The organism is Streptacidiphilus sp. PAMC 29251 (assembly GCF_054208735.2).
This window is the reverse complement of the sequence record NZ_CM135725.2, coordinates 6,008,986-6,020,646: the sequence shown is the minus strand read 5'-3', so window position 1 is coordinate 6,020,646 and position 11,661 is coordinate 6,008,986. Positions and strand designations below refer to the sequence as shown.

The 11,661-nt window shown below is 72.4% G+C and carries 9 protein-coding genes and 2 pseudogenes; 2 read left to right on the top strand and 9 right to left on the bottom strand.

What is annotated here, in order from left to right:
- Window positions 1-28: 28 nt before the first annotated feature.
- From ACXKR8_RS28755 to ACXKR8_RS28745, 3 genes are all read right to left on the bottom strand, one after another.
- Window positions 29-460: a hypothetical protein gene (locus ACXKR8_RS28755; RefSeq protein WP_458267480.1), complete on the bottom strand. Its 432-nt coding sequence runs from the start codon at window positions 458-460 to the stop codon at window positions 29-31.
- Between the two features lie 152 nt (window positions 461-612).
- Window positions 613-2,247, bottom strand: a complete 1,635-nt coding sequence (locus ACXKR8_RS28750) for a DUF7059 domain-containing protein (RefSeq protein ID WP_458267479.1) — start codon at window positions 2,245-2,247, stop codon at window positions 613-615.
- Window positions 2,248-2,293: 46 nt separating this feature from the next.
- The gene (locus ACXKR8_RS28745) at window positions 2,294-2,971 is read right to left on the bottom strand and encodes a small secreted protein (protein ID WP_458267478.1); all 678 of its coding nucleotides are present in this window, start codon (window positions 2,969-2,971) and stop codon (window positions 2,294-2,296) included.
- Between the two features lie 165 nt (window positions 2,972-3,136).
- Between ACXKR8_RS28745 and ACXKR8_RS28740 the strand changes: the two genes are divergently transcribed.
- Complete coding sequence (locus ACXKR8_RS28740) at window positions 3,137-4,021, top strand: alpha/beta fold hydrolase (protein WP_458267477.1); 885 nt, start codon at window positions 3,137-3,139, stop codon at window positions 4,019-4,021.
- Between the two features lie 19 nt (window positions 4,022-4,040).
- Here the strand turns inward: ACXKR8_RS28740 and ACXKR8_RS28735 are convergent, their stop codons facing one another.
- The 3 genes from ACXKR8_RS28735 to bldG form a co-directional block, all read right to left on the bottom strand.
- Window positions 4,041-6,563: a sodium-translocating pyrophosphatase gene (locus ACXKR8_RS28735; protein ID WP_458267476.1), complete on the bottom strand. Its 2,523-nt coding sequence runs from the start codon at window positions 6,561-6,563 to the stop codon at window positions 4,041-4,043.
- Between the two features lie 274 nt (window positions 6,564-6,837).
- The gene (locus ACXKR8_RS28730; RefSeq protein ID WP_458267475.1) at window positions 6,838-7,260 is read right to left on the bottom strand and encodes an ATP-binding protein; all 423 of its coding nucleotides are present in this window, start codon (window positions 7,258-7,260) and stop codon (window positions 6,838-6,840) included.
- 90 nt (window positions 7,261-7,350) lie between these two features.
- A complete protein-coding gene (bldG, locus tag ACXKR8_RS28725; RefSeq protein WP_030253930.1) occupies window positions 7,351-7,692 on the bottom strand; it encodes an anti-sigma factor antagonist BldG in 342 nt (113 codons plus the stop codon).
- Between the two features lie 203 nt (window positions 7,693-7,895).
- Between bldG and ACXKR8_RS28720 the strand changes: the two are divergent.
- A pseudogene (locus ACXKR8_RS28720) lies at window positions 7,896-10,384 on the top strand (DEAD/DEAH box helicase).
- Between the two features lie 62 nt (window positions 10,385-10,446).
- On the opposite strand, the pseudogene ACXKR8_RS28715 reads toward ACXKR8_RS28720, so the two are convergent.
- The 3 genes and pseudogenes from ACXKR8_RS28715 to ACXKR8_RS28705 form a co-directional block, all read right to left on the bottom strand.
- Window positions 10,447-10,701: pseudogene (locus tag ACXKR8_RS28715) on the bottom strand (Rv3654c family TadE-like protein); the annotation flags it as partial.
- A 176-nt stretch (window positions 10,702-10,877) separates the two neighbouring features.
- Entirely contained in the window at window positions 10,878-11,279 is a 402-nt protein-coding gene (locus tag ACXKR8_RS28710) for a TadE family type IV pilus minor pilin (RefSeq protein ID WP_458267473.1), read from the bottom strand.
- Between the two features lie 13 nt (window positions 11,280-11,292).
- Window positions 11,293-11,634 (bottom strand): DUF4244 domain-containing protein, encoded by a 342-nt coding sequence (locus tag ACXKR8_RS28705; RefSeq protein ID WP_458267472.1) that lies wholly within the window; start codon window positions 11,632-11,634, stop codon window positions 11,293-11,295.
- Window positions 11,635-11,661 lie beyond the last annotated feature (27 nt).

Genomic DNA, 11,661 nt, shown 5'->3' with positions numbered 1-11,661 from the left:
TGCTACACCGGGGCCCGGCCCGCAGCTGCTAGTGGAAGTACCCGAGCAGGAGCAGCACACCGCAGGCCGCGAAGGCCAGGCCGAGCAGGGTCCAGAAGGCGTCGCTGCGGAACTGTCCGGCTCCGGCCACCACCACCGTGCTCGGACGGGCCGGGTCGTAGGCGACCGGGACCAGGGTGTCCACGGCGAACAGCGGCGTCCGGCGGACCGAGGTCCAGCCGCGCGGACGGGTGACCACCTCGCCGTGGCCCTCGACCAGGAAGCCGAGGATCGGCGAGGTGTCCGGGTGCGCCGCGTCGACGGCCTGCCCGGCCGGGTCGGGGAGGACCCTGGCCAGGCAGGACACGCCACTGCGCAGCAGCTCGCGCCGGGTCCGGATCTCCAGGGCGCACCAGCAGAGCACCCCGGCGCCGAACAGCGTGAACCACGCGCCGGTGAACACGCTCAGTGGTGCGTCCACGCCTTCGCCACCCCCCGGGAATGAGTCGTACGACTGTCACACTGACAGCGCACGGGCAACGCCGGGCGCACGCCCGGCGTACGCCCGGCGTCACTCCGGGGAAGCGAAGATGAACAGGGACGATCGGATCCAGCTGCTGTATCCGGATCCGGTCAATCTGTGTCCGCTCCGAGCGGCTCCAGGAAGCCCTGCTCCACCAGCATCCTGATCTGCTCCGGGGTGCGGTCACGCAGCAGCACCGGGTCCTCGTCGATCAGCCCGGCGATCGCGTCCAGGATCTCCCCGGCGCTGAGCTCGCCGTCGCAGACGCCGACGAAGCCGGCGCCGACCGTGTCCACCTTGGTGGCCCGCCGCATCCCCCGGTTCTGACGCAGGATCACATGCTCCGGGTGCTCCTCGCCGGGTGCGCCGACCTGCTCCTGGACCACCTCGTCGGCGAGCCGGTAGCGGGCGGCCAGCAGGGCGGCGTCGTCATGGCCGCGCAGGAAGTCCTGGCGGGCGAACCAGCGTTCGATCTCCGGGCCGAGCGGCTGCTCGACCGTGTGCGGCCACTCCTCGAGGTGCACCGAGGGGCGTACGCCCGGCGCGGGCTTGCGCAGGGTGATCCAGCCGAAGCCGATGCCCTCCACCTTGGCCGCCTCGAAGGCGTCCAGCCAGGCGCCGTAGCGGGCGTCGTAGTCCGCCCTGGCCTCGCGGTGGTCCCCGCCGTCGCGCAGCCACAGCTCCGCGTACTGGGTCACGTCCTGCACCTCGCGCTGCACCACCCAGGCGTCGCAGCCGGTCCCGGCGATCCAGCCGGAGACCCGCTCGCGCCAGTCCTCGCCGCGGACGTGCTGCCAGTTCGCGAGCAGCTGGCAGTAGCCGCCGGGCTCCAGACGGGCCCCGGCCCCGGCGACCAGGCCGCGGCAGAGGTCGTCCCCGGCCATGCCGCCGTCGCGGTAGGTGAAGCGGCCCCCGGGGGAGATCACAAACGGCGGGTTGGACACGATCAGGTCGAAGGTCTCCTCGCCCACCGGTTCGAAGAGGCTGCCGGCCCGGGTCAGCACATGGCTGAAACCCGACAGTGCCATGGTCAGTGCGGTGAAGTGCAGGGCCCGCGGGTTGACATCGGTGGCGACCACCACCGCGCTGTGCCGCGCGGCATGCAGGGCCTGCACCCCCGAGCCGGTGCCCAGATCGAGCACCCGGCGCACCGGACGGCGCACGGTGATGTTCGCCAGCGTGGTGGACGCGCCGCCGACCCCGAGCACCAGCTCCGAGCGCGGCACCTCGGCCCCGCCGCTGCTGCCGCTACCGCTGGCGCCGATGCCGCCCGCGCCGCCGACCGCGCAGCCCAGGTCCGACACGATCCAGGCATCGGAGGCGGCGGCGGCATGGCCGGCGTTGTCGCCGGCGATGTCATTGGCGTACGGGCGGACGTCCACGGTGGCCCGGACCTGACCTCCTCCTCCATCGGGATCCTGGTCCTGGTCCTGGATGAGCCAGCCGGCCGCCAGGCACTCCCGCACCGGCAGCGCGGCCTCCGCCGCCGCGTACGGCACCGGCTGCTGCAGCAGGAACAGCCGCAGCAGCGTCTCCCGTACGCTCCCGCCCCCGGTCACCCGCAGTGCGGGGACGGTCTCGCTGCGGGCGAGCGCGGCGTACGCGGTGGCCCCGAGCAGCTCCAGGCAGCCGTCAGCGGTGAAGTCGGCAGCGAGAAACACCGCCCGCAGACGGGCGGCGAGTTCACCGTCGAGGGCGGGACGGAAGGGCGCGGGCGCGGGATCGGGCGCGGTGCTGGTGGTCACCCCGCCATTGTCTCCCCAAGGGGCTTCCCAGGCGGCTTCCCCAGGGTCAGTGCGCGCTGGTCGTGGCGGACGGTGTGGCCTTCCCGCTCCCGGACGCGGTGGCCTTCGCCGAAGCGGTGGCGGTCGCCGGGCTCGTCGCCGCTGTCGTCCCGGTCGTCGTCGCCGCTGGTGCCGCCGTCCCGGTCACGCTCTTGCAGCCCGGCTGCTTGGCCAGGGCTGCTCCCAGGTCACCGGTCTGCAGCTTCTGCAGGGCACTCGTCGACAGCTCGGCGAGCCGCTGCACCTGGTCGCCGACGCCCTTCAGACCGGCCGCGAAGGTGGCCTGGTCGGCGACCGAGAGACCCAGCACCGACTGCTGCACCTTGGTGAAGCCTCCGGCGGCCTGGTCCAGCTCGGAGAGGGCGTCCGCCTGGGTCTGCGCGCCGTTGTCGACCTTGGGCGCCCCGGCCTTCTGCACCGCCTGGGCGATCTGGGTGTTCGCGGTGGCGAGCGCGCCGAAGTCCGCCGCCAGCCGGGTCTGCAGGGCCTTGGGCGTCTCCCCCGGCTTCACCGCCCCGGTGTCGGCGAGCGCGGCGTTCGACTGCTGGACCGGGCTCTGCATCCCCTGGCACACCGACTTCGCCCAGGCGTCGACGGCAGGCCCGTTGCCGCTGCCGCAGGCGGTGACCCCCAGCGCCACCAGCACGGCCGGGGCCGCCAGCCTGAGCCACATCTTCGTCACCACGGGTCGGAATCCTCTCCTCGCAAGGGCCCCGGCATACGCCGGCCCCGGCCTGGGAACCTACACGGCGCAGACCGACGGCCGCCGGGACCTGTTGTTGATCCGCCGAACGCATTAACGTACCGACTAGTCGGTACGAGTGCCCGAAGCGTCCAGGAGGCCACCCCCATGCCCCGTACAGCCCCGAACTCGCAGCAGGTAGAGCTTGAGTACGACACCTTCGGCGACCCCGCCGACCCCACCCTGCTCCTGATCATGGGCCTGGGATCGCAGCTGATCTCCTGGCGCGAGGGGCTGTGCGAGCTGTTCGCCGCGCAGGGCTTCCACGTCGTCCGGTACGACAACCGGGACGCCGGCCTGTCGACTTTCCTCGACGCAGGACCGCAGCCGGACCTCCGGGCGATCATGCAAGGGGATCCGTCCAGCGCTCCGTACCTGCTCGGCGACATGGCGCTGGACGCACTCAGCGTGCTGGACGCGCTGGGCGTCGGGCAGGCGCATGTGGTCGGGGTCTCGATGGGCGGGATGATCGCGCAGCAGCTGGTGATCGACCACCCGGACCGGGCGCTCAGCCTCTGCTCGATCATGTCCCGGCCCGGCGACAGCGTCAGCGGGGCGGCGACACCCGAGGCCGGGGCCGTGCTGCTGAATCCGCCCGGGGCGGGCCGGGAGGCCGCGATCGAGAGCGGGGTGAAGGGATGGATCGTCCTCGGCTCGCCGGGCTACCCGGACGACCCCGCCGCACTGCGGGAGTGGGTCGCCGCCGCCCACGACCGGAGCAGCCGTCCGGACGGCTTTCCGCGGCAGCTCGCGGCGATAATCGCCTCGCCGGACCGGACCCCCGCGCTGCACGAGGTGACCGCGCCGACGCTGGTGATCCACGGCGCGGCCGATCCGCTGATCAACCGCAGCGGCGGCGAGGCCACCGCCAAGGCCGTGCCCGGGGCGGAGCTGCTGATCCTCCCCGGCATGGGGCACAACCTGCCGGCGGCGCTGTGGCCGCAGATCGCCGACGCCGTGACCGCGAACGCGGCCAAGGCGCCGGCGAACTGAGCCGACCTCAGCAGGTGGCTCAGGGAACGCTGGTCGGACTGGGCGTCTCGCTCTCGTCGTCCTCCGCCGCTGCGCTCCCCTCCCCCGCCGGGCTTCCCTCGACTGCCGGGCTTTCCTCCACTGCTGGGGCGGCGGCCTCCGCCGGGCCGACGGCTGCCGCTGGGTCGCCAGCCCCCGCCGCCGGCTCGGCGCCGACCGCGATACCGCGCCGCTTGGAGGTCCACACCGCGCCGACGATGACCAGGATGCAGAGCACCCCGACCCCCACCCGGAGGCCGGTGTTCTCGTCCGCGCCGAAGCTGAACTTCACGATGGCGGGAGCCACCAGCAGCGAGACCAGGTTCATCACCTTCAGCAGCGGGTTGATGGCCGGGCCAGCGGTGTCCTTGAACGGGTCGCCGACCGTGTCGCCGATGATGGTCGCCTCATGGGCCGGGCTGCCCTTGCCGCCGTGGTGGCCCTCCTCGACCAGTTTCTTGGCGTTGTCCCAGGCCCCGCCCGAGTTGGCGAGGAAGACGGCCATCAGCGTGCCGGTGCCGATCGCCCCGGCCAGGTAGGAGCCGAGCGAGCCGACACCGAGCAGGAAGCCGACCGCGATCGGGGCGAGCACCGCGAGCAGCCCCGGTGTGGCCAGCTCGCGCAGGGCGTCCCGGGTGCAGATGTCCACCACCCGCCCGTACTCCGGGAGTTCGGTGCCCTCCATGATCCCGGGCCGGGTCCGGAACTGCTCCCTGACCTCGAACACCACCGAGCCGGCCGAGCGCGAGACCGCGTTGATGGCGAGACCGGAGAACAGGAACACCACCGCCGCGCCCAGCAGCAGCCCGACCAGGTTGTTGGGCTGGGAGATGTCCAGACTGAGGCTCAGCCCATGGGCTGCTGGGCCGACCTGGCCCTCCGCGGTCTGAATGGCATCCGTGTAGGAGCCGAACAGCGCGGTCGCCGCCAGCACCGCCGTGGCGATGGCGATGCCCTTGGTGATCGCCTTGGTGGTGTTGCCGACCGCGTCCAGCTCGGTCAGCACCTGGGCGCCGGCGCCGGTCACGTCGCCGGACATCTCGGCGATGCCCTGGGCGTTGTCGGAGACCGGGCCGAAGGTGTCCATGGCGACGATCACCCCGACCGTGGTCAGCAGGCCGGTCCCGGCCAGCGCGACCGCGAACAGGGCCAGCATCAGCGAGCCGCCGCCGAGCAGGTACGCCCCGTACACCGCCGCGCCGATGACCACCGCCGAGTAGACGGCCGACTCCAGGCCCAGCGAGATGCCGGACAGCACGACGGTGGCCGGACCGGTCAGCGAGCTCTTGCCGACGTCCATCACCGGGCGCCGGTTGGTCTCGGTGAAGTAGCCGGTGAGCTGCTGGATCACCGCGGCCAGGACGATCCCGATGGCCACCGCGGCCAGCGCGAACACCCTGGGGTTGCCGCTGTGCCGGGCGATCTCGGCCGGCACGCCGTGCAGGTCGGCGAAGTGGGCCGGCAGGAAGGCGAAGACCGCCACCACGACCAGGACCAGCGAGAACGCGGCCGAGATGAAGAAGCCGCGGTTGATGGCGCTCATACCGCTGCGGTCGTTGGTCCGCGGCGACACCGCGAAGATCCCGAGCACCGCGGTGATCACGCCGATGGCCGGGACCAGCAGCGGGAAGGCGAGGCCGTCGTCCCCGAAGGCCGCCTTGCCCAGGATCAGGGCGGCGACCAGGGTCACCGCATAGGACTCGAACAGGTCAGCGGCCATGCCGGCGCAGTCGCCGACGTTGTCGCCGACGTTGTCGGCGATGGTGGCCGCGTTCCGCGGGTCGTCCTCGGGGATGCCCTGCTCGACCTTGCCGACCAGGTCGGCGCCGACGTCTGCGGCCTTGGTGAAGATGCCGCCGCCGACACGCATGAACATCGCCAGCAGGGCGGCGCCGAAGCCGAAGCCCTCCAGCACCTTGGCGGCGTTCTCCTTGTAGATCAGGACCACCAACGAGGCCCCGAACAGGCCGAGGCCCACCGTGATCATCCCGACCACGCCGCCGGTGCGGAAGGCGATCCGCATGGCGCGGTGCGAGACCGCGCGGATGTCCGGCTCCTCGGTGGAGTCGGGGCCGGGGGTGGCCGCGCGGGCGGCGGCCGCCACCCGGACGTTGCTGCGCACCGCCAACCGCATGCCGATGTAGCCGGTGAGGGCCGAGAAGCCCGCGCCGACCACGAAGAAGACCGAGCGCCCGATCCGCTGGTCCCAGTTGTCGGCGGGCAGGAGCAGCAGCAGGAAGACCACCGCCGAGGCGAACACCCCGAGGGTGCGGAACTGGCGCGCCAGGTAGGCGTTGGCGCCCTCCTGGATCGCGGTGGCGATGCGCTTCATGGAGTCGGTGCCCTCGTCGGCGGCGAGGACCTGTCGCACCAGCAGCCAGGCCACCCCGAGGGCGGCGAGGGCGATCACGGCGACGATGATCACTATGGTGCGACCTTCACTGGTCAGCACGGCGGACACTGCGGGGGGTGGTGCGCTCACACGTACGCTGGTTGGAGCTCCGGAGAAGTTGAGCCCGGCCATTCGTCCTCCTTGACGTCTGGCTCGTGCGCCGGGCGGTGCAATTGGTTCGGTCCACTCGGCTGCGCGGGCGAGGGGGGCCGTCAACTGACACGGCAGGCCGCGATTCTAGGAATCACGGCCTGATCAAAACAGGGGATGCGCAGGGATTGGCGCAGTAATCCTCAAGGTGTTTGCGGGGGCACGACAATGGACAGGTATGACCGGATCCGGTCATACCTGTCCATTTGCCCAGCTGCCTGTCTGTCGTTCCGTCAGCAGCGTCCAGAGCCCCGTGTCAGGGGAGAACCGGGTGGACGGCGACGGGCCAGCTCATCCGGACCACTCCGCCGTCCGCGTCACTGCTGATGTCCAGGTCGTCGACGAGCCCGCTGATCACGGCGAGTCCCATCGCGGCCTCGGCCGCGTCGTCACCCTCGCCCTCGGCGGTGTGGCCGTTCATCTCGGGTCCGCCGACTCCGTCGCCGACCTCGATGAAAAAGCGCTTCTCCTGCTCGACGAGGGTGACCCGCACCGCGTCGTCGATTCCGCTGCGGCGGTGCAAACTGACCGCGCGGGAACATGCTTCACCCACGGCGAGGCGGACCTCGTCGAGGACGGATTCGTCTACTCCAGCCCGGCGGGCGACGGCCGCGGCGACAAGCCGTGCGGTCCGTACGTGCTCCGGGAGCGCGCTGAATCGGAGTTCGACGGTGGCCATGGCTCCCCCTCGAAGGTTCGTCTCTCCGGCCCGTTCCGGGCCGGCCCGAGGTCCCTGTCAGGGACCTCGGGAAGTCGCGGTCGACCTGATTCAGTCGGTCGCGGCTACGGCCTCGTCCACAGAACTGTGGATGGGGAACACCTTGGTGAGCCCGGTGATACGGAAAATCTTGAGGATGCGCTCCTGGTTGCAGACCAGACGGAGCGAACCCTCATGGGCGCGTACCCGCTTGAGCCCGCCGACGAGCACGCCCAGCCCGGTCGAGTCCAGGAAGTCCACGCCTTCCATGTCCACGATCAGGTGGTAGTGACCCTCATTGACGAGCTCGACGAGCTGCTCACGCAGCTTCGGGGCGGTGTACACATCGATCTCGCCCCCCACCTCGACGACCGTGCGGTCGCCAACGGTACGGGTCGACAGGGACAGGTCCACGGAACCTCCAGCACCTTGCTCTCACGGCCCCGCGGCCCACCCGGACGGGGGGACGCACTGCCGTGACGGCATCGTTGCGATTCTTGGCCGTTGGCGGGGAAGGTACCCCGTTGCAGGCCGCGATGGCATTCAACCACTTACGACCAGGGCAGCACGACGCCTTGCGGCGAATCTCCACCGGTCTGGTGACAGACTGACTGCCGATGAAGCCGCGCCCGGACCCGCCCGCGACCGTTCTCGACAGGCTCACGGGAGCCCGAGGACGGCAAGATCGGCTCACTCATACGGAGCACCTGCCCGCCCGTGCCGCCAGGTATGCAAACTGGCCAGCCGGAGTTCGGCCGGAAATCATCGCTGCCGTGGAGAAGAGCGGAATCGCTCAACCATGGACACATCAGGCAGAGGCGGCGAGTCTGTCTCTTTCCGGACAAAATGTGGTAATCGCCACAGGGACCGCCTCGGGCAAGTCGCTCGCCTACCTGGCCCCGGTCCTCAGCACCCTCCTCGAAGGCACCGAGGCGCCCAATGGGAGGGGCGCGACCTGCCTCTACCTCTCGCCGACCAAGGCACTCGCCGCCGACCAGCTGCGCCGTCTGGGTGAGCTGCGCGCGGCCGGCGACGGCTCGCTGGACCGGATCCGCCCCGCCGCCTACGACGGAGACACGCCCTTCCAGGAGCGCGAGTGGGTGCGGCAGTACGCCTCGCTGGTGCTGACCAACCCGGACATGCTGCACCGGGGAATCCTGCCCGCCCATGCCCGCTGGGCCTCCTTCCTGCGCGCGCTGCGCTTTGTCGTGATCGACGAGTGCCACACCTACCGCGGCGTCTTCGGCTCCCATGTCGCCCAGGTGCTGCGCAGACTGCGCCGGCTCTGCGCCCGCTACGGCAGCGAGCCGGTGTTCCTGCTCGCCTCCGCCACCTCCGCCGATCCGGGCCGGTCGGCCGGACGGCTCACCGGACTGCCGGTCACCGAGGTCACCGACGACGGCTCGCCGCGCGGCGAGACCGTCTTCGCGCTCTGGGAGCCGCCGCTCACCGAACTGCACGGCGAGCTGGGCGCCCCGGTCCGCCGCTCCGCCACCGCCGAGGCCGCCGACCTGCTCACCGACCTGGTGCTGGACCGCACCCGTACGGTGGCCTTCGTCCGCTCCCGGCGTGGCGCCGAGCTGATCGCGGTGATCGCCCAGGAGCACCTGGCCGAGGCCGCCGGGCATGCCGTCGCCCGCCGGGTCGCCGCCTACCGCGGCGGCTACCTGCCCGAGGAGCGGCGGGCGCTGGAACGCGCGCTGCACTCCGGACAACTGCTCGGCCTGGCCGCCACCAGCGCCCTGGAGCTGGGCGTGGACGTGGCCGGGCTGGACGCGGTGCTGATCGTCGGCTACCCCGGCACCCGCGCCTCGCTGTGGCAGCAGGCGGGCCGGGCCGGACGGGCCGGGCAGGGCGCGCTAGCCGTCCTGATCGCCCGGGACGACCCGCTGGACACGTATCTGGTGCACCACCCCGAATCCCTGTTCCGGCAGCCGGTCGAATCCACTGTGCTCGACCCCGACAACCCCCATGTGCTGGCCCCGCACCTGTGCGCGGCCGCCGCCGAACTCCCGCTCACCGAGCCCGATCTGGAGCTGTTCGGCCCGTCCACCCCGCTGCTGCTGCCGCAGTTGGAGCGGCGCGGGATGCTGCGCAAGCGCGGCGGCAGCTACTTCTGGACCCGGCGGGAACGGGCCGTTGACGCCATCGACATCAGGGGCGGCGGCGGAAACCCGGTCCGGGTGGTGGAGGCCGACACCGGGCGGCTGCTCGGCACCGTGGACGCCGGATCCGCCCACACCGCCGTGCACACCGGGGCCGTCCACCTGCACCAGGGCCGGACCTACCTGGTCCAGGAGCTCGACCTGGACGAGGCGGTGGCCCTGGTGGTCGAGGCCGACCCGTCGTACAGCACCGTCGCCAGGGACACCACCGCGATCAGCGTGCTGAGCACCGATCAGGAGGTGGCCTGGGGCCGGGGCCGGCTCTGCTTCGGCTCGGTCGAGGTCACCAACCAGGTCGTCTCCTTCCTCCGCCGCCGGCTGATCACCGGCGAGGTGCTCGGCGAGACCAAGCTCGACCTCCCGCCGCGGACCCTGCGCACCAGGGCCGTGTGGTGGTGCGTGACGGACGATCAGCTCGACGACGCAGAAGTCCTGCCGGAGGACCTCCCCGGGGCCGCACACGCCGCCGAGCATGCCTCCATCGGCCTGCTCCCGCTGTTCGCCACCTGCGACCGCTGGGACATCGGCGGCGTCTCCACCCCGCTGCACCCGGACACCGGGCTGCCCACGGTCTTCGTCTACGACGGCCACCCCGGCGGGGCGGGCTTCGCCGAACGAGGCTTCCAGCGGGCCAGGGAGTGGCTCGGCGCGACCCTCGCCGCGATCGGCGCCTGCGAGTGCGAACGCGGCTGCCCGTCATGTATCCAGTCCCCAAGTGCGGCAACGGCAACGACCCCCTGGACAAGCCCGGCGCAGTCCGGCTGCTGCGCCAACTGCTCACTGACGGCGAGGCCGTCCCGGCCCCGGACCGGGACGTGGCCGCGGCCTCGGACTCGGACTCGGCAGAGCCAGGCGCCACGGCCCCGGACCCCGCAGACCCGGACCCCGCGGCTGCAGGCACCGCGGCAGCAGGCACCACCGCCCCGGAGCCCTCGGCGTAGAGCGGGCCGGCCCTGGCGCGGCCCCGGGCCGGCGGCAGCCCGGCGAACAGGCCACCGGCCAGCCCGCCCGACAGCGGGACCTGGACGACCACCTCGACCGCGTCCTCCGCCGCGTCCCGCTCCAGCACGCAGGAGACCAGGACGGCGCGCTGCGCCCCGGCGATCCGGCCTGCCTCGGCGCAGGCCGTCCCCGGCTCCCAGAGCAGTCGGCCCGCCGCGGCCAGCGCGGCCAGATCCGCCGCCGCGGCTGCCCGGTGCCGCGCGGCGACGGCAGCCGCGAGGCCGAGCGCTCCGGTGAAGGCGCAGCAGCCCAGCATCAGCAGCGCCACCAGCCAGACCGTCGCCGAACCGGCCTCCCGGTCGGCGCCGGCGGACGCCGTCACTCCGGACGCCGTCACTCCGGATGCCGTCACTCCGGATGCCGTCACTCCGGGCGCCCTCACCCGGCCCGCCCTCACCTCGCCCGCCCTCGCCCCGCCCGCCGCCGCCCCGCTCACCGGGGCGCTCCCGGCTCGCCCGGCTCCCGGGCCGCCACCGCAGTGGCCCCGACCGGGAGCGACAGCAGCCCGCCCAGGCCGCCCGGCGCCCGCGACTGCGCCGAGACCCGCACCACCACCGTGCCGCCGGACTCGCTCAGCTCCACCGCCGCACCCTGCGGCGCGTCCCGCCGGACCACGTCCAGGACCTGCCCCTGCGGATCGCCGCGCGCCGCCGCCCTGGCCCCCTCCCGGGCCGCGTCCACGCACCGCACCTGGGCCGCACCGACCAGCACGCCCCAGACCAGCACCCCGATCAGCAGCACCAGCACCGGAAGCACGACCGCGGTCTCCGCCGTGACATACCCGCGGTCGGCACCGGCACCGGCGGCGCGGTCGGCGTCGGCAGACGAGCGCAACGGCGATCGTCCCTCACACCGCATGGAGGGCCTTGGTGACCAGCGCGTTCAGCGCCGAGGACACAGCCCCGCTGGTGACGACCTTGTAGAGCAGCGCCGCGAAGCCGCACGCCGCCACGGTTCCCACAGCGTATTCAGCCGTGGTCATTCCGGCGTCGGGGCGCAACCGCGCCAGGCGGCGGCGGACCGCGTGGACCCCGTCCAGGAACCAGGCCTGGGCCACCGCGACCGAGAGCAGCAGCACGCTCCTGAGCCGCTGCAGGCACCGTGCACCGACCGGCGGGTTGGGCTCCGCGGCGTCGATCAGCGCGTCGAAGCGGTCGAGCTGGGCATTGAACACTGCGGATCCGTTCATCGGTCTCTCCTTGGGTAGTACACGTTC

What these genes read in the sequence shown, in the direction of transcription:
- ACXKR8_RS28735 (WP_458267476.1), bottom strand. Translation starts at nt 6,563, where the DNA reads ATGGCCGGGCTCAACTTCTCCGGAGCTCCAACCAGCGTACGTGTGAGC.
- ACXKR8_RS28730 (WP_458267475.1), bottom strand. Translation starts at nt 7,260, where the DNA reads ATGGCCACCGTCGAACTCCGATTCAGCGCGCTCCCGGAGCACGTACGG.
- ACXKR8_RS28705 (WP_458267472.1), bottom strand. Translation starts at nt 11,634, where the DNA reads ATGAACGGATCCGCAGTGTTCAATGCCCAGCTCGACCGCTTCGACGCG.
- ACXKR8_RS28740 (WP_458267477.1), top strand. Translation starts at nt 3,137, where the DNA reads ATGCCCCGTACAGCCCCGAACTCGCAGCAGGTAGAGCTTGAGTACGAC.